The organism is uncultured Aquimarina sp. (genome assembly GCF_947496855.1).
In the GTDB taxonomy this organism is placed as follows: Bacteria; Bacteroidota; Bacteroidia; order Flavobacteriales; family Flavobacteriaceae; genus Aquimarina.
Window position 1 is genome coordinate 1 of sequence record NZ_CANMED010000001.1, and the last position, 20,140, is coordinate 20,140.

Annotated in this window: 18 protein-coding genes; 6 read left to right on the top strand and 12 right to left on the bottom strand. The window is 29.8% G+C overall.

Annotation, left to right across the window (positions count from 1 at the left end; genetic code table 11):
* Positions 1 to 174: 174 nt before the first annotated feature.
* Entirely contained in the window at positions 175 to 414 is a 240-nt protein-coding gene (locus tag Q0921_RS00005; RefSeq protein ID WP_299251328.1) for a hypothetical protein, read from the top strand.
* Positions 415 to 533: 119 nt separating this feature from the next.
* On the opposite strand, the gene Q0921_RS00010 is transcribed toward Q0921_RS00005, so the two are convergent.
* From Q0921_RS00010 to Q0921_RS00020, 3 genes are all read right to left on the bottom strand, one after another.
* Complete coding sequence (locus tag Q0921_RS00010; protein ID WP_299251329.1) at positions 534 to 3,491, bottom strand: DNA polymerase III subunit alpha; 2,958 nt, start codon at positions 3,489 to 3,491, stop codon at positions 534 to 536.
* A gap of 166 nt (positions 3,492 to 3,657) precedes the next feature.
* Positions 3,658 to 4,869 carry a DNA polymerase IV gene (gene dinB / locus Q0921_RS00015; protein ID WP_299251331.1) on the bottom strand — a complete coding sequence of 404 codons (1,212 nt, stop codon included), beginning with the start codon at positions 4,867 to 4,869 and terminating at the stop codon, positions 3,658 to 3,660.
* A gap of 162 nt (positions 4,870 to 5,031) precedes the next feature.
* Positions 5,032 to 5,850, bottom strand: coding sequence for a hypothetical protein (locus Q0921_RS00020; RefSeq protein ID WP_299251334.1), 819 nt, complete (start codon positions 5,848 to 5,850; stop codon positions 5,032 to 5,034).
* A gap of 288 nt (positions 5,851 to 6,138) precedes the next feature.
* Here Q0921_RS00020 and Q0921_RS00025 point away from each other — a divergent pair, with 288 nt between their 5' ends.
* The 3 genes from Q0921_RS00025 (at position 6,139) to Q0921_RS00035 (ending at position 10,303) form a co-directional block, all read left to right on the top strand.
* Complete coding sequence (locus Q0921_RS00025; protein WP_299251337.1) at positions 6,139 to 6,648, top strand: DinB family protein; 510 nt, start codon at positions 6,139 to 6,141, stop codon at positions 6,646 to 6,648.
* Positions 6,649 to 7,343: 695 nt separating this feature from the next.
* Positions 7,344 to 9,572, top strand: coding sequence for a tetratricopeptide repeat-containing sensor histidine kinase (locus tag Q0921_RS00030; protein ID WP_299251340.1), 2,229 nt, complete (start codon positions 7,344 to 7,346; stop codon positions 9,570 to 9,572).
* A 17-nt stretch (positions 9,573 to 9,589) separates the two neighbouring features.
* Complete coding sequence (locus tag Q0921_RS00035; protein ID WP_299251342.1) at positions 9,590 to 10,303, top strand: LytTR family DNA-binding domain-containing protein; 714 nt, start codon at positions 9,590 to 9,592, stop codon at positions 10,301 to 10,303.
* A gap of 103 nt (positions 10,304 to 10,406) precedes the next feature.
* Here the strand turns inward: Q0921_RS00035 and Q0921_RS00040 are convergent, their stop codons facing one another.
* From Q0921_RS00040 to Q0921_RS00055, 4 genes are all read right to left on the bottom strand, one after another.
* The gene (locus Q0921_RS00040; protein WP_299251345.1) at positions 10,407 to 10,604 is read right to left on the bottom strand and encodes a hypothetical protein; all 198 of its coding nucleotides are present in this window, start codon (positions 10,602 to 10,604) and stop codon (positions 10,407 to 10,409) included.
* A gap of 168 nt (positions 10,605 to 10,772) precedes the next feature.
* The gene (locus tag Q0921_RS00045) at positions 10,773 to 10,985 is read right to left on the bottom strand and encodes a hypothetical protein (RefSeq protein WP_299251347.1); all 213 of its coding nucleotides are present in this window, start codon (positions 10,983 to 10,985) and stop codon (positions 10,773 to 10,775) included.
* A gap of 229 nt (positions 10,986 to 11,214) precedes the next feature.
* Positions 11,215 to 11,418 carry a class I lanthipeptide gene (locus tag Q0921_RS00050; RefSeq protein WP_299251350.1) on the bottom strand — a complete coding sequence of 68 codons (204 nt, stop codon included), beginning with the start codon at positions 11,416 to 11,418 and terminating at the stop codon, positions 11,215 to 11,217.
* Between the two features lie 116 nt (positions 11,419 to 11,534).
* A complete protein-coding gene (locus tag Q0921_RS00055; RefSeq protein ID WP_299251353.1) occupies positions 11,535 to 13,208 on the bottom strand; it encodes a tetratricopeptide repeat protein in 1,674 nt (557 codons plus the stop codon).
* Between the two features lie 214 nt (positions 13,209 to 13,422).
* Here Q0921_RS00055 and Q0921_RS00060 point away from each other — a divergent pair, with 214 nt between their 5' ends.
* A complete protein-coding gene (locus tag Q0921_RS00060; protein ID WP_299251356.1) occupies positions 13,423 to 14,028 on the top strand; it encodes a LytTR family DNA-binding domain-containing protein in 606 nt (201 codons plus the stop codon).
* 84 nt (positions 14,029 to 14,112) lie between these two features.
* Here Q0921_RS00060 and Q0921_RS00065 read toward each other — a convergent pair whose 3' ends face one another.
* Both Q0921_RS00065 and Q0921_RS00070 read right to left on the bottom strand, forming a co-directional pair.
* The gene (locus tag Q0921_RS00065) at positions 14,113 to 15,156 is read right to left on the bottom strand and encodes a hypothetical protein (RefSeq protein WP_299251359.1); all 1,044 of its coding nucleotides are present in this window, start codon (positions 15,154 to 15,156) and stop codon (positions 14,113 to 14,115) included.
* Positions 15,157 to 15,241: 85 nt separating this feature from the next.
* On the bottom strand, positions 15,242 to 15,814 hold the full coding sequence (locus tag Q0921_RS00070; RefSeq protein WP_299251362.1) for a conjugal transfer protein TraO: 573 nt from the start codon (positions 15,812 to 15,814) through the stop codon (positions 15,242 to 15,244).
* Between the two features lie 357 nt (positions 15,815 to 16,171).
* Here Q0921_RS00070 and Q0921_RS00075 point away from each other — a divergent pair, with 357 nt between their 5' ends.
* Complete coding sequence (locus Q0921_RS00075) at positions 16,172 to 17,704, top strand: leucine-rich repeat domain-containing protein (RefSeq protein ID WP_299251365.1); 1,533 nt, start codon at positions 16,172 to 16,174, stop codon at positions 17,702 to 17,704.
* Between the two features lie 167 nt (positions 17,705 to 17,871).
* On the opposite strand, the gene Q0921_RS00080 is transcribed toward Q0921_RS00075, so the two are convergent.
* The 3 genes from Q0921_RS00080 to Q0921_RS00090 form a co-directional block, all read right to left on the bottom strand.
* Positions 17,872 to 18,015, bottom strand: coding sequence for a hypothetical protein (locus Q0921_RS00080; protein WP_299251368.1), 144 nt, complete (start codon positions 18,013 to 18,015; stop codon positions 17,872 to 17,874).
* Between the two features lie 476 nt (positions 18,016 to 18,491).
* Positions 18,492 to 19,367: a hypothetical protein gene (locus Q0921_RS00085; protein ID WP_299251371.1), complete on the bottom strand. Its 876-nt coding sequence runs from the start codon at positions 19,365 to 19,367 to the stop codon at positions 18,492 to 18,494.
* Between the two features lie 187 nt (positions 19,368 to 19,554).
* A complete protein-coding gene (locus Q0921_RS00090; protein ID WP_299251374.1) occupies positions 19,555 to 20,100 on the bottom strand; it encodes a T6SS immunity protein Tdi1 domain-containing protein in 546 nt (181 codons plus the stop codon).
* Positions 20,101 to 20,140: the final 40 nt, after the last annotated feature.

Sequence of the window (20,140 nt, forward strand, 5' to 3'; positions counted from 1 at the left end):
AGTAGGTCGCCGCCTTCCTTGAAAACCCTTCATTATATAATGAAGGGTTTTTTTTATACCCTATAAAATTAAAAAAATAACTACAATTTTCTTGATATTTTTTGTTCTATGAGTTTTTTATGTAAAATAATAAATTTAGGGAATTTTACGTTTTATAATTGACAGAAACTCTGAGTGTCGTTAAATGTTCAGTATGTAAAATCGTTTTTAATTTTTATTATTAAAGATCAACTTTTAAAACTAGGACAAAAATTAAGTAAAGAAGAACAAGAAAAAGTTATTGGAGGTATGCCAACTCTAAAGCCTTTCGGCCCTTGCGGAGAAACGGGAGGTATTATAGTTGCTAGTCATCATTGTGCTTCAGGCGGATATGGAACTGTTTATGCAAACGACGTTTGTTGGGCATGCTATTAAAAATAACATAGTATGAGAATTCTTATGATATATGTTTTCTATAAAAACAGTCAATAACAACTAATTATTGATTGTTTTTTGTTTTAGTAACTAATTAAAATATGTCTTACTTATAATTATTATGTATATCTAGGATCCTGAATATAATCTTGTTTAATGATTTTTATTATTTCAATGCTTAAAAACCCAAATTCTTCTACTACTTTACCATACATACGGTAAACACCTTTGTACCTAAGTTTATACTTTTCTTGTACTGGAGGAAACAATACAGTATCAAATACATCACCAAATTGATCTAAAAAAGTACCAAAAGCCATACGCTTTCCTTTTGAAGTACTAGTACTTTTCATGGCAATTAAGTATCCATAAATATCAATTTTTTTATTTAAATACTTTTTTAATTGATTAGCTCTATTTTGATTTACAGGTTTAGAAGTCATTATTTCATAGTACCCACATAAAGGAAATCCAAAGGATTCGATTTGTTCAAAAGCATTTTCTAATCTAGATATTTTAAACTTAGGTAATTGATATTCAGTATGTTTTTCTTTAAATAAAAGAGGTTGGTTATAGCTAGGAGGAGTACCATTGATTTTAAAATGTGCTTCCCATAATAATTCATGTTTATTTTTTTGAGTAAAGGCAAAGGCGCCTATCTTAATAAGTATACTTATTTGTTCTATACCTATAGGCACCCTATCAATAAAATTATTAAGAGAAGAGTAAATACCATGTTGCTGTCTTTCTAATAGTATAAACTCTGATGTTTTATGATCTAAGTTTCGTAATATGCTAAATCCAAGATATACAGTTTTCTTCTGTAAAATATGTTCATACCTACTAGTGTTTATACAAGGGGTTAAAATTTTAGCACCAAGTAATTTAGCTTCGTGCAAATATACTTCTGGGCGATAAAATCCTCCACCATTATTTAATGTAGCCATTAAATATTCTAATGGGAAATAAGCTTTGAGAAATAAACTTTGATAACTCTCTACTGCGTAAGAAGCAGAATGCCCTTTTGGGAAAGCGTATCCGGCAAAACTTGCTACCTGATTCCATATTTCATGAATTAATGTTGTATCATATCCCTCAGCTAGACAATTTTGAATAAATTTTTTTTGTACGTCTTTAAATTCTTTTCGAGATCTAAATTTACCACTCATTCCTCTACGCAGCACATCTGCTTCATCAAGAGTAAGTTTAGCGAAAACATGGGCTACTTTGATGACATCTTCTTGATAAACCATAATCCCATAGGTTTCATTCATTAAATCGAGCATGATTGGGTGTGATTGTTTTCGCCTTTGTGGATCATGTTCTCTTAAGATATATTCACGCATCATTCCACTTTTAGCAACTCCAGGCCTTATAATGGAACTTGCGGCAACTAATCCAAGATAATTATCTGTTTTAAGTTTACTTAGTAGCATGCGCATAGCTGGTGATTCTACGTAAAAACAGGCTAGACATTTAGCTTTTCTGATAAGCGCATTGATATTGGGATCCTTTTTTAATTTCTCTATATCATGAATGTCAAAATTGGCTTTTTCGGGTTGATTATATTGGATAATGCTAATTGCTTCTTTGATTTTTGCTAAACCACGTTGTCCTAAAATATCAAACTTATATAAACCTAGATCTTCTGCTATAATCATATCAAATTGTGCAGTAGGAAAACCTTTGGGTGGTATATTAGTGGCAATATATGAGTGAAGTGGTTTTTCACTAATCAATATTCCACTGGAGTGAATACTTATGTAATTGGGGATTCCTTGTATAAGTTTACTATAGATAATTACTAATTTATGAATATGATCCAAAGAGTTGTAATCATACCTACCTTCACTTAGTTTGTCAATTTCAACTTTAGGTAATCCAAAGACTTTACCTAATTCTCTAACTGCTCCTTTATAATGAAAAGTTACATACGTTCCTAAAAGAGCTACGTTATCAAATTCATCAAAAATAAATCGTGTAATATCTTTTCGATCTCTCCAAGAGAAATCAATATCAAAATCTGGAGGACTGGTACGATGCGAATTTATAAATCTTTCAAAATATAAGTCTAATTCTATTGGATCTACATCTGTAATTTTTAGTAAATATGCTACAATACTATTAGCCCCACTACCTCTTCCCACATAATAATAGCCTTTTTTCTGGGCATATGAAATTATTCTCCAGTTAATTAGAAAGTAGGATACAAAATTCATTTTAATTATTAAGGAAAGCTCTTTTTCTAATCTGTCGTGTACTTTTTTTTCTGGATTTCTATATCGATAGGGAAGTCCTATTTCACACAATTTTCTTAATAATTTATTATCTTCTTCAATACTGCCTGTAGAGTTTTTTTTATTTAGAGAAGGTTTGTTTTTAGAGAAATTAAAACTGATAGAACATTTGTTAAGTATGTTTTGGGTATTTTGAATCATGAAATCAAACTCCGCAAATTTGTTTTTAATTTCGTTATTTGATATCATTTGTTCTGAAAAGCAAGCTTGTTGATCCTCAGATAATCGACTAAGTAAAATATTATTATCGATAGCACGTAGTAAACGATGTGCATTAAAATCTTTTTTGGTTCTAAATGTTACAGGCTGGAATATAACCAGTTTGTCTTTTAATTTTCTATATGGTGAGAGCTTAAGTTTTGAAATTTCTTTTATGGAGATACCAATAAATTCATTTGATGAAAATTCAGTTTTTTTAACTTTTATAATTTGTTTGAAAGGGTATATAATAAATACGTTTTTTAATTGTGGAGCCTTTATAGGGAAATCAAGCTTATTGTGAGAGTGATAGGATAAAAAATTATTTAACTCTTTGTATCCTTCATTGTTTTTAGCTATACCTACAAATAGTTGTTGATTATTGTTTCTAAAATCAATACCTACGATCGGTTTTATCTGATAATCTTTTGCTTTTCGGATAAAATTGAGACACGCCGTTGTACTATTAATATCAGTTAGTGTAAGACAATTAATTTGATTTTCTTTAGCTAGTTCTAATAGGTCTATTTCGGAAAAAGTTCCGAATCTTAAGCTATAGTATGAATGACAATTAAGGTACATTTTAAGAAGTGTAGAATTATATGGACTATTTTAGTTATTTAGTTTTTTTAATTTTAGGCGTATCAGGGATAGAAACGGCATCCTTTTTTTGTATCCTGAGTGTAGCTTAAATGATATGAAAAGATATAGTGTATAGCCCGCGCGGATACCATAATTCTTATGCATATTATTGTTTACGATGAGCTAACACAATAGGAGGTTGGCCATTGAAAGGATTTTGCATTCTTCCAATAGTTTTGGATCCCATTGCTACAGCTCTTATAACACTTCTGTCTCCATATCGATTCCGAATATGATCTAAAGCTTTATAGAGATTGAGTTGTTTTTCATTGTCTTCAAATAGATTGATCTGATAATTTCCGGTTACCAAATGGCTGAACCTGATGCCTATTAATCGAACTAACAACCTTTTTTGATATAGTTTTTCGAATAGTTCCAGAATTTTAGGAATTAAAATATGATCAGCACTGGTATAGGGGATTTTAAGTTGTTTAGAATATGTGTTAAAGTCTGAGTATCTAATTTTAACAGTAATACAAGCAGAGAGTTTATTTCCTCTACGTAGTTGATACGATAAATTTTCGGTCATTGCCACAAGGATATTGCGCAGTTTGTTTATATCTATGGTATCTCTATCAAATGTTCTTTCTGTGGAAATAGATTTACGTTCAGAAAATGCAATTACTGGTGTGTTATCTATTCCATTAGCTCTTTTCCAAATTGTTAATCCGTTTACTCCTAAAACTCTTTTCATAACATCGACAGGCATTTCTTGTATAGTTCTTACCTGTTGTACACCTAAGCTACGTAGTGTTTGAAAAGTTTTATCACCAACCATAGGTATTTTCTTGATTGATAATGGTGCTAGAAAAGGTTTTTCTGTACCAGTATCAATCTTCAATTGATTGTTAGGTTTAGCCTCATTTGTCGCTACTTTAGAAACTACTTTATTTTGAGCGAATCCTAAAGATATTGGTAGGCCGGTTTCTGAAATGATTTTTTGTCTAAGTTCTGAGGCATATTTATATGCTCCAAAAAATTTATCCATTCCTGATAAATCAGCATAGAACTCATCAATGCTAGATTTTTCGAAAACAGGAACTTTTTCTTTAATGATTTCTGTTACTAGATCCGAATATTTACTATAAGTACCAGCATTCCCTTTTATAATAGTAGCTTCGGGACATAGCTCTTTTGCTATTTTCATAGACATCCCTGAATGTACACCGAATGTTCTAGTTTCGTAACTGCAAGCTGCTACAACACCACGATCACTGGTGCCACCTACTAGTAAAGGTTTACATTGTAAAGAACTATCAATAAGACGTTCTACTGATACATAAAATGTATCAAGATCAAGATGTAGTATAGTTCTCAATTTTTACTTTTTGGAATATTTCCAAATTTATGGAATAATTCCATATAGTTAATTGTAAAACCTTAAATTTTATTCACAATGGATAAAAAAAAACGGTATCTTAAATAAGATACCGCTTCTGAAAAATTTTATTTTGGGGCTACAAAATAAAATTCAATTATATTAATTTTCTGTATATCCAGCGAATTGCTTCATAGCATTTTTAGTAAGCTCTTTAGCTCTATCTACATAGAAGTTTTTTGTATCGTTTAATGTCTCATTTTTCAGATCATTTTCACTTCTTAAGTAATCATTTTGAGATTCAAATATTGATTCATCATCAAAAGCTATACTTAATTCATGAAGAGCACTTTCTAATTTCTGTAAAGCTTGTTCTGCTTTTACTTTTACTACTGTTTGTTCTTTTAGCTCTTCTGCACGTTGTGTCTCAAATTTTGCTTGAGCCTTTTGTTGCTCTGCGATTTGCTGTTGTAGTTTTTGTTGTTCGATTTCTAATTGACGTCTTTGTGCTTCTAATTCTTTTTTCTTTTGGGCTACTTCTTCAGACGCAATTGCAATTTCTTCTTCTTCTGCACTTGCAACATCTCCAATATAAGAATCATTACTGTTACCACTATTAGCTTGACAATCTGTTAACTGTTCTAATAATTTAGGTCCAAGATCTTTAGCTTGCTTAGCATAATACCTACTACGTTCATAAGTATCTTGATCTAAAGAACTCACCATATTTGTTTTAGCTTCGTACGCTGTTTCATTAGCTTCTGCGCAACCACACTTGTCTGCAAGACTTTCTACTTTTTCAAAAGATTCTATAGCTTTATCTGCATATTCCTGAGTGTGGAATACATTATTTGCTCCATGTGCTTTCTTAGAATGTGAATATGCATAGCTTGCAGCTGTTAGAGCATCTTCATAAAGATCCTGAGCATTAGCCTGAGAAACAAGACAAAGTAAAAATAATATTGGTGAAATTCTTTTCATTTTAAGGGGGCTTTTTAATGAACAGTACAAGTATACAATATTTTTCGAGTAACCTCCAAAAATAAACGTCATTAATCGATGAAATACGCAGTTTATCTTAATTATTATGGCTAAGCCATAAATAAAGTGATAGATATCCTACTGTCTCATGAGGTCATTCATCATAATGAATTCTTGATAACGAGGTTTAATCCATGGTATTGTATTCTTGTATACCTAAACAATAAATTTAACGTTTTGTCAAAGTTGTTATGTAAGTTTATTATGTATATTACGTCCATATTATTTATGAAAGAACTCATTATATCCTCAATTAATCATAACCTTAATAACGCTATTGCTTTATTAGACGCGCTAGATTCAGAAACTTACTGTGACACTTCTGTTGGTCCGTACTATTCCAGTATAGGTTCTCATATTCGACATACTTTAGATTTTTTTGATTGTATTATCAATGGGTTAGATACTAATGATATTGATCTTACAGCACGTAAAAGAGATGAAATTTTATCTACTGATATAGAAGCAGCAAAAGATCATATTTATATGCTTCAGGAGACTTTAGTTTCTTATGTAGATGTAAATACTGATTATTTGATCCATGTGACAGATAATATGGGGCAAGGAAAAGTTACTGTAAATTATACTTTAGAAAGCATTCTTGCACATGCTAATAGCCACGCCATACATCATTATGCAACAATAGGATACGTACTTGATCAATTAGGAGTAGGATTAAAAATTCCTGGATTTGGTTATAATCCTACTACTCCTGTTAATAAAAGGGAAGGGATTTAATACGAAACATTATCTATCTAATTTATTTTGATAAATAAGGAGATTAACTAAATCAAGTGCTTATTATACTTTGGATAGTAACCCAATCAATTCTACTTTTTGTATAGCATATTATCATTTGTACATAACTTAAAGTATAGTATGTATATTCTATTTAGGACAAATTTACCTGATTTAATTTTAATGTATATATTTGAGTATATTTAAATTAAAAAGACATGTTTTCTAAAGCCAGTAAATATGGTATAAAGGCTTCTATTTATGTAGCGCAATAATCATTAAAAAAATAATAAGTGTACCAATTTAAAAGCTATAGTTGATGAGATTAATTCTCCAGAAGCTTTTACTACCAAAATATTTCAAAAACTAATAAAAATTACGTATCAGATTCTGTAATAAGGATCTAAAGGTGGATTTCTGATTGAAGAAGTAAAAATAGATTAGATAATCTTGGAGAAACTGTATTTACAATTGATGCTGATGCTATTTATAGTGGTCGCAAGTTAGGATTAATCTTATATATATCGATTCATAAAAACGCATAAAGGAATGATTCAGATTTCCTCAGAAAAAGTAATTGGTACTCGCTTTGATATAAATTTTCCAATTATGAAATCTAAATTCAATGAAAGAATAGAGCAAAAGTCTGTTTCGGCGTAAAAGCAAAGGAATAATTTAATGTAAAACAATTGTCTATGACCCCACGCAAACTATTATTACTACTTTTTGTTTTTTTGGCTACACTGACTATTCGTTCACAAACTAAAGAAGAATATTGCCAGCAATGGCATAAGGCGATGGATACTATTCAGAATTATGAAGTTGCATTTAAGTTATGTAATTATATGATTGATAAAGTGGATGAAACTTGTAAAACGGAAATACAGATATCTCGAGGTTATATGTTTCTAAACCAAAGAAATATTGATTCTTCAGTTTATTATTTAGATAAGGGAATAGAACTCGCTAAGAAAATTGACAATCAAGAATTATTATCTTCTGCTTATGGTAAGAAAGCATATAACTTTGCATTACAAAACAATAAAGAAAAAGCAGAAGTACTCTTAAAAAAGACAAGAAAAATTCTTGTCAAATACCCCGAAAGCAAACATTGGATTTTATATCACCAGACACACGCATATCTGGCAGATATTGAAACAGATTACGAAAAGGCTTTACAACATACAGACAGCACAGTTATTTTATCAGAACGTAATAACTTAATAGATTATTTACCATCTTGTTATGGAAATAGAGGAACTTACTTTATCAGATTATCTAAGTATGAAAAAGCGGTGGATAGCTTTTTAAAAGCTATAGAGGTTCTAGAAAGAGATAGTAAACCTTCTGGTTTGGATATGTATTACTGTATGTTAGCTACTTCATATAAAAGATTAGATCAATATGATACTGCAATAAAATATTTCAAAAAAGCTATTAAAGAATCTGATAAGACCCAAAATAGTTATGTTCGCATGATTACCTATTCCAGGATGGCAGATGCACAGAGAAAATTGGATTTGGCAAGGGAAGCTCTTAATTCAGTAGATTCTACTCTAGTAATTGCTAGAAAACTAAATGATAAAGGATTCATAGCAGATGCACTTCATACAAAAGCAACAATCTATTTCGAAAATATTGAAAATTATGATCAAGCCGAAATTTATTTTGAAGAAGCTTATCAAAGTGTATTAAAGGCAAATTCAGTAAAAAAAATGGATGATATGATGCTAATTTCTGCAATTGATGGAATGGCAAAGATTAGTCTTAAAAAAAAGGAATATAACAAAGCAAAAATATATATAGATCTCTTAGAGAAAGAAACAGATAAGTCTAAAATATTAATATTTAAGAAAACACTTCACTACTATAAAAGTGATTATTATGAGAATTTAGGAGAATCTGAAAAAGCCTTAGTACATCTTAAAAAATTTCATTTAATAAATGATTCTATAGCAAATGAAGAGGTGAAAACAAAAGTTGCGGATTTAGAAAAAAAATATGATACTAAAAAGAAAGAATTAGCAATAGTCACTCTTAATAAGGAAAAAGAAGAGCAACAGTTAGTGGTTCAAGAGGCTAAAAATCAACAGAATTTATATTTATTAGCAGCCGGCTTTTTATTATTAATACTAGGAATTGGTGCGTGGGCTTTCAGAAAGTTAAGGAAACAACAAAAGGAACTAGTTTCTACAAATCAAGTTAAAAACCGTCTCTTTTCTATTATTGCTCATGATTTAAGAGGGATGATCATTCCTTTCCAACGATCAGGAAAAATATTGAAGTACCATATAGATAAAGGAAATCACGAAAAAACAATAGAACTTTCTCAAGCTTTAGAGCAAAATTCTGAAAGTCTCTCTAATATGTTAGATAATTTATTGAATTGGTCACTAGAACAAATGAATGGTTATAAAATGAACCCTGAAAAAATATTAGTAAGTAAACAATTAAACGAAATTATATCAGGATATAACCAGCAAGCTGTTTATAAGAAAACTGAGATTAATTTAAAATATCAAGAAGATTTATGGATTGACTTTGATAAAGGAGCTTTTCATGTCATTTTTAGAAATCTAATAGGCAATGCACTAAAGTATACTGAAGAGGGGAGTATTCGAATAGAATTTACAAATCAAGATGACGTGTTTTTATGTTCAGTAATAGATACTGGAGTGGGAATGTCTCAGGATCAGCTGGAGAATCTTTTCACTCTGGAAGAAAAAAAATCAACCATAGGTACACAAGGTGAAAAAGGAACAGGGCTAGGACTTAACCTAGTATATAGATTCATAAAAATGCATAAAGGAACGATCGAGGTTTCTTCCGAAAAAAGAATTGGCACACGTTTTGACTTAAGTATGCCCATAACCATATCGCTGACTAAAGAAGAAGGGGCAATTTCTAAACCTTTATCAGCGTAACATAAAGCATATAAATCATGAATATTTATGTAGTAGAAGATGACATGTTTCATCTAGAAGATATTAAAATCACTATAGAAGAATTAGGGTATTCATGCATAGGTAATTCCGACGACCCTTTTGAAGCACAAGAACAAATAGGAGAACTAAGACCAGATGCTGTTATATTAGACATTCATCTTCATGGTAAAGAATCAGGTATTGCACTAGGAACTAAGATTAAAGAATTATATGAAATTCCTGTGTTTTTTGCTACCTCTGATAATAATAAAGATATAATTAGCAAGGCAGCAGATATTAATCCAGCTGCTTATCTAACAAAACCAATCAATAGAGATGATTTGCAAGCAGCATTGATTCTTGCTCGTAAACAAGAAATCACCTCTGTAGCAGCCGCTACCAATGAATCCGGAGATATATTCGTGAAAAGTGGTAACAAGTTAGTCAAAGTAAATCTAGATACCATTCTTTTTGCACATACTGATTCAAAAAATTATTGCTCAATAGTTACTGCGGATAATAAAAAACTTTCTGTGCGGTATTCTATTTTAAAACTTTGCAAGAAACTTCACGGTTTAGAGTTTGTACAGACTCATCGTTCTTACATCATTAATTGGAACAAAATAGATTCATTACACGAATATGATCAAACTATAGAGATACAAGGTCATCACATTCCTATTGGTAGGACTTTTAAAAATTACGTATATAAACGTCTTAAAGTTATATAATAATGATAAGAAAATAACTTAATAAAACTAACTATATAGCTAACTACATAAAAACACATTAATAATATAATATCACTTTTAATAATCAGTGAATTAATAGCTATTAAGGTGTACCATCGGATCCCACTGGTAACGTTTTTGTTGAAACACTTACCCAGCATACTAGTGGATGAGTATTACATATTTCTGAATCAGTAGGGTTTGGTACTCTTCCTAATCCTCCCTTAAATTTGTGAAGATTATCCAATTTCGCAATTTTGATTTTATCTAGGCTTAATTTTTTTCTTTTCTTATTTTTCATTTCATCAATTTATAGTTGACCAATGTATTAGAAGATTATGTTATGCTGGAATCTTTACGTTATTCAAACTAATCTTCACTTAGTTTTATATGATATTTTTGATTTTTAATTCAATACTGTAATAAATGATATCTTTTCTTATTAAGAATAGAAAAATTAGTATATCAATTACACATCGTTGGGGTCCACGATACCACTACCTACTGGGAGCGTTTTTGTAGAAGTAGTATGTTGATCAGTAAGAGTCAAAACATTAATAGATGGAACATTTGCATCTAGTTCTATACCAGAAAGAGAGCCTCCTATAATAACTCTCATATTATTCAATCTGGCAATTTTATTTTTATCGAGACTTAATTTTCCTTTATAACTTTTTTTCATTTTTCAAATTTTTTAGTGTTGCATGCAATTTGCAGAATCACTCGCTGGAAGCGTTTTTGTCGAAGTCTCACATTCATCAATTATACTTTCACAATTTATAATTGTTATAATTTCCGAATTGTTTCCTATAATTACAATAGATCCTCCTTTGATTGTACCCGTATTATTTAATTTCGCAATTTGGATTTTGTCCAGACTTAATTTCTTTTTATTTTTCATTTCCTAAGTATTACATACAATTTGCAGAATCACTCGCTGGGAGTGTTTTTGTAGAATTACTCGTTTTTCTATCCTCCGTGTATTTAGTGCAAGTAATACTTGGTATGTTTTCCTGTGTCGGAATAATAGAACCACCAATGATGGCTTGAGGGTTATTTAATTGTGCAATCTTAATTTTATCTAGACTTAGTTTTTTCACCCCTTTCTTTTTCATGACTTTTTTTATTCCTGTGTATGTGTCTAATCTACAATTTTAGTAGCGAATACGCACGAAAAGGTAGTTTAAATTTATAAATTTAAAGAACTAATAAGGCTGTTTTCTTTTGTTTATCAGGATTTTATATGTTTTATGAAATAAGAAGGATAGATACCTGTTTTTTTATGAAAAGCTGAAGAAAATGATTGGGCATTTTTAAAACCTACTTCTTCTGCAATGGCTTGTATTGTATACGACCTTAAAGATTTATTGACGCTTAATTGGTCAATGGCAAAGTCAATTCTTAAATTATTAAGGTAATTTGCGAAGTTTACGTTTTTATAAACATTTATAATTTTTGATAAATAAGCACTATTTGTACTTAGTTCTTTTGCTAAAGAATTAAGCGTGTAATGTTTTTTTACAAATTGATTTTTGTCTTCAAAATCGTGAAGTTTTTTTAATATAGTTTTTATTACATCTTCAGGTATATCAATATCTTCTTTTTTTACAAGATCATTACTAATGTCTTTGATAAGTTCTGATTGATTTACTTTAGAGTTCTTTTGTTGCTCTAGTAGCTTTTGGAATCGTATTTTATTTAAATAACTTTTTCTTAGGCCGTATACCGCTACTAAAATCAATATAATTGATAATACTAAGAGAAAAATAATGGTATTATCTTTTAAAAAAGTATCCTTTTCAAATTGTTTTATAAGCCTTTCTTTTTCGGAAATAAGTTCAGCAGCGTCATATTTTCTAGTGATATTTCTTGTTAAGTATACTTGATTTGCATGTTTAATACTATCTAGCTCCAGTTGCGTATTAATATATTCTATCTGTAATTCGTAATCGTTTTTTAATTTTGAATATGCTCTTAAATAGTCATAAACATCAATAATATCGGGAATTACATCTTTTGTTTTTCTTAGGATAGTGTCTGTTTTTTTAAAGTAAGATATACTTTTTTCTTCCTCACCAAGATCTTTATAACTTCGGCCAATGTAATAATCACAGGTTGCTATTCTTGTTTCTAAAGGATCAAATTTCTGTATGATTTTTTTTCCTTTTTGTAAACTATCAATTGCTTTGTGATAATTATTTAGTAAGTATTGATGTATTCCTGAAGTTACCAAGATATAAGAGTAGACTACTGAATCACCTGTCTTTATGGTTTTTTGAATTCCTTTATTGATGGTTATTTCGGCAAGTTCGAGTTTTTTGGTATGTATGTAAGAATCTGCAAGCGCAAATAATCCTCGGTTGTAATTGAGTTTATTTATATACTTAGGATTTTGTTCCAGAAATTCTATATACTCAGCAAAAATAGTTTGTGCTTCTTCTCGATCACCAGACGTGTTTTTTAGTAGCCCAATATTGAATTTTGCCGAAAGATATAATCTATCATTTCCACTTTTTTTAGCTGCCTCTGATGCTTTTACATAAAACTCCAAGGCTTCTATATAAGATCCTAATTCAAATTTTATATTACCTTTATATAAATATCCCAGTGCTGGATATCTAAAATAATTTTTACTTTTTGTAATAGCAATAATGCTATCTATATAAGCGACGTTATCTTTAGGTCTAGTGCGAAATAATTGGAAATATGCATTAGAAATATTTATAGTGTCAGATTTATGAATAGCGTCATCAAGATAGGTTTGTCCAATTTTTATCTTTAGCGAATCTATTTTTTCTTTTTGTATTAGTTCTCTTAATTCTAGATAATTATCCTGAGCAACCATCGAGTGTTTCGAGAATGATAAGATAATTACAAATATTATAGATAAACACTTCATCTTCATCAGTAGAGAACTTTTTAACCGTTGTACTTTTTAACGTATAACATAACACGAATGTAAAGATTTAATGGCTATCAATATAAATAATCATTAGAATTTATAAGAGTTGATATTTATAAATTTCAACTCTAGATTTATAAATATCATTAATAATGCTTTGCATTGTACAATAGAACTGAGTTAGATTTGATAAAATGAACAATAAAAAGCAGATAACATGGATACTTATAATGTAGATGCAAATGATTCATACTTAGAGGAGTTAGATATTGATATTAATGATCTCAAGAATGCATCCTTGAGTAATTTGGGTACTTCTCTTACAGTACAAAAGCAAGTAATTAAACATACTCCAGATGGTATAATTATCGGATTTTATATTCGATCAAAACATGCTAGTTTAGGGTTAACCAAAAAGGTTAATTCACTTTATAAAAATCCAATGCAGTTTCCTTCATTTCAGGAAGAAGTTGCTATAGAAAAAAAAGAAAATAAACAGCCTTCCTATTTATTTGTTAAATGCGGAAATAAGTTGATTAAAGTAGCTGTGGATACTATAATTTTTGCACATACAGATTCAAAAAATTATTGTTCGATTATTACTTCTGATGGAAAAAAACTTTCTGTTCGTCATTCCATAACTAGTTTACTTAAAGCATTAAACCGTGATTTTTTTATTCAGACACATCGATCTTATATTATTAATTGGCATAAGGTAGATTCGTTTTATGAGCAGGATCAAACTATAGAGATTCAGAAATATAATATTCCTGTGGGTAGAACATATAAGGAAGAATTATATAAAAGAATACGAGTGATATAAATTTGTTAAAGATTCATCAAACTTACATAGAAGTTTGATGAATCCTCTTAACACACAAAACACAAATCTCTCGATTTAGATACATTAGTTTCTTTTCCCATCAAATGATACACGAAGAATTTTACCATCTATTTCCAAATCATCGAATGTCATGTCAATTTCAATAGCTGATGAATATTCACCTTCTACAATTACAGAGGTATATTCATCAAAATCATTTTTTCTTCCGAATTGTACGTCGTGGATAGAAAGAACACTATCGCTAAAATCTAAACGATATGTTTTGCATCCAGTTTTTACAACAGTACATATTCCTTTTCTGGTTTCGGTACCATAAGTTTTGAGTTTTCCTCTATAAATTCCTACTATATTTTTTGGTAGTGTACTAATTTCCGTAGAACCGCAACTTATCAAGTTCCCATAGTTATGATCGTGATTAATAATACAATTTCCGTTATGATTTTCATTATTAGAATTTATAGCAATTTCTGTGTTTCCAGTTCCTAAAGAGATATTTCCATTTTCTATTAGAATACCATTGTCTCCAGTACCAACCGAAACACTGCCATTACTGGTATGAATACTCGCATTTTCCGTTCCAATATGTGTTTGATTTCCATTCATATAAATTCCAGTACTTCCTGTGCTCAAATGAATGCTGTTATTACCCGTTTCTGTGATAATGTTTTCTGAAAAGTCATCGTCTTCATCCCATCCATCATTTTCGATACTACCCGAGAAAGCAAGTGCTCCTTTAGATGTAGCTCCAATAGATAAATTTCCTTCTTCATTCAGACTAACAACAGATGTTTTTCCTTTGTAAATAATAGTAGAAGTATAAGTGTCTCCGTTCTTCATAAATTTTACACTTGTAATAGGAGAGATACCGTCACTAAAATGAAAGGCATACGTCTTATATCCTCTGGTTTTGATTGTACAGCTAACATTAGTGTTTACCTTAGTTTTAATATTTGTACTAGTTAGGACACCTGTGTATTTGGTTATCAAGTAATCAGGTAATTTTGTATTTGACTGCGCGTATAATGATATCGTTAGACTTCCGAATAAAAGGAATACTATAATCAAAATAGTTTTTTTAAGTGAATTGATACGGTGTAATGTTTCCATTATTTATTGTTTAAATTTTTATGAAAATTGAAATGCTAACACTAACTGATTTTTTTTGATTAATAATAAACAGGAGGGATATTCCTTATTTTATAATTAATTTGATTCCTAAACCTGCATAAGGTGTGAATTCTCCAATTTCACTGTTAATGTGATAGGTTTCATTTAATTTAATAGTTATGGCTACTACTGGAGAAATAAAAAGATCAGCATCGAGACCTGCATATGCTCCATAAACTATCGTATTTGTTTCGATATTAAGAATTTGATTGATATCTATATTAGGATCGTCATTGTTGATGGTTTCATATCCTACAGTACCGCCGGCACCCAATGATAGCGCGAAGGTTCTGGAATTATTTCTTAAAATATCAAAAAAGAAACCAGCATTAAAAGAATAGGTATCTACAGGGATATCTATATTATTTTGTTCGAAAGTAGCAAAACTAGCTTGTACATTAAACTGAAGATAATCAAACTCATTTACCTTATAATCTCCAGTAATTATTCCACTAAAACCATCCTGAACCAGACCTCCAGTCAGAGAGAGAGCTATTTTATGACTTTGAGCAAACAATGTATTAGAGCAAAAAAATAAAAGCACTACTATTACCAAGGTGTAGTGAACTGTTTTTTTCTTCTGTATTAGACTATTCATTCGTAATGCTTTTGAGTTAAATTTTTGTCTTCAAAAATTAATGGAATATTCAAAAGACGAATTAAGTACTTATTTTAAAGTAAAATAGTTGTTTGAGGATTTTGGTAAGCATTTTATGGATCAATGTATTGTTTTTTGGGTTTTTTGTTTGGAATTATGATCGTATGAAGCTGAAATGTAATTGTGAATTCGTTTCCAAAAAGATATGCCAAAACGCGGATGTTAGTTACTAGATAGTAGATATATATGCATTCATCCACAAAATATAGTCATTAGACCACTCGTGAAGTTATAAGATGATTTTTTCGGACATATTTGTAATAGAAGAGTAGTAGTATATAATTAAATATGGGATTTATGAAGAGTTTATATTTGAAAGTTTTTGTATTGTGTACTTGTTTTTTGGTTTCCTGTACTAAAGAAATAGATGAAGACCTTATTACAATTGTAATTGAGGATGATTTTGAGGAAGTAAATAATGTGCTTCTTAAAATACTAGAAGATAACCCTAACAATACTCTGAATTGGGATGGTAATCTAGATAATATAAACAATTGGGATGGACTTGTTATAGAAAACAATAAGATAATTGGATTAAATATTGAGAATAAAGGTATTACAGTACTTACTCCAACAATCAACTTATTAGATGATTTAACAATATTAAAACTAAAAGATAATGGACTAACAAATATTCCTAATGAGTTGTTTGATTTAAAAAAAATAGAGCAATTATCATTATCTGGTAATAATGCTATCATCGAATCGGATAACTTTTTACCAGCTTTATTTTCTTTATCTAATTTAAAAGAACTTGTTTTAGATCATTTTGAGATTGGGGAATTAGAAGGAATTGGATCCTTGACCAATTTGGAAAAGTTGCTCATAGAAAATACGACATTAGATAATATTCCTAGTGATATAGGTCAGCTTTCTTCATTAGTAGAATTAAGCGTAATCAACGGTAATTTTTTTGAAATTCCTGAGAGTTTTTTTGCATTAAATAGTATAGAATCGATTACGCTAAGAGATAATGAAAACCTTACTACTATACCTGAAGGCTTTAATTCACTAGAGAAACTCATTTCATTGACAATTACAGGAAGCCAAGGTATACAGACGTTTAACAGCAGTATTTTTGAGGTTAGTACACTGAAGAAATTAGATTTATCGGATAATAAAATAGGATTTTTAACGAGGGAAGAAGGTATTATACCAGAGGAAATCGGCATGTTAATTCAATTAACAGAATTAAATTTACAAAACAACCACATTAATACAATTAGTCCTAAGATAGGAGAGTTAATAAACCTTAAAACAATTAACTTAAGTAATAATATAATTGAGGATGTGCCGTCAACGTTAGGTGCACTTACGATTCTGGATGTTTTGGACGTATCTGGTAACCTACAGCTAAATGAAATCCCAGAAGAAGTATGTCTTCTAGAAGATCTTGGTGCTATGATTATTAGTGAAGGTGAGTGTAGTGATTTAAGAGTAAGTTCTGAATATAATTTTATTGAATCGGAAGTAGGAGTTAGTTCTTTATTCTTCATAGATGTTGTTTTGGATGCTGTTATTGATCCCATTTTTATAGAAGGGGATGGTCCATTTGATATAGATTATGGGGAGATAGGTTTTCAGGTTCATGAAGTGAATGTAGTTGATGTTTTGAAAACGGAAGATGTTCAGAGTCAGATTCTTGTTTTTCAAAGCGATACGCAACAGTTTATTAACGGAACTAATAATTTGTTATATGAACTTATATCACCATCAGTACCAAATACAGACTTACCAGAAGGAAGAACATATCGTGTTAGATTATTTAATACAGAATTAGGTAATGTGAAAACGTATTTACCAGCGTATGAACTTATGGTATTAGAATAATAAGAATAATATCTGATACATAAAATATGTTTGGAATTAATATTTTACTTATTAGTAGTAGTGTCATTTAATATCATCAGTCAATTATAAAAAATCCTCATCATATCATTAAAGATAGATGAGGATTTTAATTTGTTATTTTAGAAAAATAACAGGATGGATTTTCTTTAATTGCAGTTTCTATGTGGACAAAAGAATGGCATATTGGTAACTACTCCGCAATCACATCCATCATAACCACCATTTACAGTTTTCTGAGCTTTTTTTCCGAGTACTTTAACTCCTTCTACGTTTAAAATGCTTTTTTTCATTATATAAAATTTAAATTATTATAAAGGTTTAGATTTATCTTAAAGTACATAGTTTACCAAATGGAGAACTAGGAAAAGCAACACATTGATAATTATAACTTGCAGTTAAGTCTATACAATCTCTATCATTATGGCATGGTAAAAATAAACCTCCGTTAATTGTTTTTTGCTGTTCCTTAGTTAAGGCTGTCCCTAAGTTTGATAAGTTGTTTATCATGATGTGAAAAATTTAAATTAGTTTATTACACGATGTAATAAGTGTACTTAAGATATTGTTTAGAAAAATGATAATATCTGAATAGTGGATTTTTAGTTTATACTTGTGGACGAACTACCATTTGATGTGGAGTTTATAGATAAGTGACAGTACTTTTATATGAAATGAAGTATTGTAATTGAGTTCTAAAAAGAAGTAAGTAAGAGTTTCTTAAATCTTACTAAGAAAAATAAATGAATTTTTTAATATGTAAAACTATCTAAATACTAAATAGACTATTGTCATTATTAGTTGGTTTATTTTTTTTAACTGTATTCGGATTTGTTTTTACTTTGGATGGAGTAGGAGTAGTCTTTGATTTTGAATTTACACCAAGTTGTTCTCCTATTACTAAAGAAGGTGAGTTTTCTTTTTTAGGTTTTATAGTTTTTTCTAGATGTAGAAGACTGGTATGATGAGTTTTATCCTTAGTTGATTTAAGTTTAGTGGTTTTTTTAGTTACTGGTTGTACAGTAACTTTGGCTACACTTGGCTGTTGTTTTTCTTTTTTTAATTCCTTCGTAGATTCTTTAAACTGTTTAAGAGGGGATGTTTTTTGCTTTTTTTTATCAGTAACTCTAGAAATGTATTTAGTTCTAGGTTTTTCTTTAGGAATAGTTATATCTCCCAGAATTATCGAAGGTTTAGAGGCTTTTTTAGGTTTTGATACCGTACTTGTACTTTTAGGAGCAATTACCTTTTTGGCGGGAGGTTCTTCTTCTCTTAGTAGATATTCATCCTCTTCTTTAAAAGCTATCATCTCATCAAGTGTGAATTCTCCAATGGGTACATCCTCAAATCCCTGAAAACTAGAAATGTCATATTCTTGATATACTTTTTCTATAAAAATTAGGCACTCCTCCTGAGTTGCATAGCGTTGTCTGTGTAATGTGTCAGGTACAACGGGGTGGTCTATGATCCATTTATTTTCAGATAACCATTTGAAAATAAGTACGTCATCATAGACATCTAGAAAACCTATATAAGATGCTTGGTGATCAGATAAAGCCAGGAAATAGTCTTTGGCATCTTGTTTACCTATTGATTTATTCTCGAAAGCTACTTTTCTTGGTGTATCGTTGTAATAGGTTTTCATAAGGATCCTTTTTTCTTATGGTTGCTGTTGTTAGTCATTAAGCAAAATCTCCTGACTTTGAGTAATTCTGTTGATGAACTTATCTTATATTATTAGTTTTTTTGTGACTGTACTTTTTTTGTATTAATCATTTTGTTTTTGATTGTCCAACGAAGTCAGTAGATTTTTGCGGAGCCGGAATTGACCATTATATTTTGCCAGCTAATTGACTAATAATGGCAATGTGCTCTTTTAGTTTTACTTTTTGCATATTTTCAATTTTTTCAGCACCACCTGCCGCAAGTATCGGAACATAACCATAACATTCATCATAAGCAAGTGCTCCTAATCTTTCTTTAGCATTATAAAAAGAATCAATTCCTAATCTTTTTGCCAGAAACCCTTTATCAGTCATTTTTAAATTAAAAAAAACCGATGGGTTTCTTCCGATAATTTCAGAAATACCATGTCTTATATTTATCAGTTTTATTGAATTATTCTCCCATAAGTATAAACTACCAAATGCATCTTTCGCAAAACAGTTAGATGGCTTTTTAAAAGGAACATATATATCTTTTAAGATTCCCTCATATTCAATGGGATCAACTAACGAAAAAAAACCATCTATGAAAGTATCTCCCGAATATTCTTTTAATAGAAATGTAATTTCATCAGGAAAATCGATTTTTGAATCGAATACTATATCAGTTTCAATAGGTCTAGGCCGACTAAAATCTATAAATTTTTCTAACATATTTTAATTAAAGTAAAGAATAAAGATAAAATTATTTTTA

Excerpts from the sequence above, each read along its gene's own strand:
- Q0921_RS00010 (WP_299251329.1), bottom strand. The coding sequence starts at position 3,491 with ATGTACCTTAATTGTCATTCATACTATAGCTTAAGATTCGGAACTTTT.
- Q0921_RS00020 (WP_299251334.1), bottom strand. The coding sequence starts at position 5,850 with ATGAAAAGAATTTCACCAATATTATTTTTACTTTGTCTTGTTTCTCAG.
- Q0921_RS00025 (WP_299251337.1), top strand. The coding sequence starts at position 6,139 with ATGAAAGAACTCATTATATCCTCAATTAATCATAACCTTAATAACGCT.
- Q0921_RS00030 (WP_299251340.1), top strand. The coding sequence starts at position 7,344 with ATGACCCCACGCAAACTATTATTACTACTTTTTGTTTTTTTGGCTACA.
- Q0921_RS00035 (WP_299251342.1), top strand. The coding sequence starts at position 9,590 with ATGAATATTTATGTAGTAGAAGATGACATGTTTCATCTAGAAGATATT.
- Q0921_RS00040 (WP_299251345.1), bottom strand. The coding sequence starts at position 10,604 with ATGAAAAATAAGAAAAGAAAAAAATTAAGCCTAGATAAAATCAAAATT.
- Q0921_RS00045 (WP_299251347.1), bottom strand. The coding sequence starts at position 10,985 with ATGAAAAAAAGTTATAAAGGAAAATTAAGTCTCGATAAAAATAAAATT.
- Q0921_RS00050 (WP_299251350.1), bottom strand. The coding sequence starts at position 11,418 with ATGAAAAAGAAAGGGGTGAAAAAACTAAGTCTAGATAAAATTAAGATT.
- Q0921_RS00055 (WP_299251353.1), bottom strand. The coding sequence starts at position 13,208 with ATGAAGATGAAGTGTTTATCTATAATATTTGTAATTATCTTATCATTC.
- Q0921_RS00060 (WP_299251356.1), top strand. The coding sequence starts at position 13,423 with ATGGATACTTATAATGTAGATGCAAATGATTCATACTTAGAGGAGTTA.
- Q0921_RS00065 (WP_299251359.1), bottom strand. The coding sequence starts at position 15,156 with ATGGAAACATTACACCGTATCAATTCACTTAAAAAAACTATTTTGATT.
- Q0921_RS00070 (WP_299251362.1), bottom strand. The coding sequence starts at position 15,814 with ATGAATAGTCTAATACAGAAGAAAAAAACAGTTCACTACACCTTGGTA.
- Q0921_RS00075 (WP_299251365.1), top strand. The coding sequence starts at position 16,172 with ATGAAGAGTTTATATTTGAAAGTTTTTGTATTGTGTACTTGTTTTTTG.
- Q0921_RS00080 (WP_299251368.1), bottom strand. The coding sequence starts at position 18,015 with ATGAAAAAAAGCATTTTAAACGTAGAAGGAGTTAAAGTACTCGGAAAA.
- Q0921_RS00085 (WP_299251371.1), bottom strand. The coding sequence starts at position 19,367 with ATGAAAACCTATTACAACGATACACCAAGAAAAGTAGCTTTCGAGAAT.
- Q0921_RS00090 (WP_299251374.1), bottom strand. The coding sequence starts at position 20,100 with ATGTTAGAAAAATTTATAGATTTTAGTCGGCCTAGACCTATTGAAACT.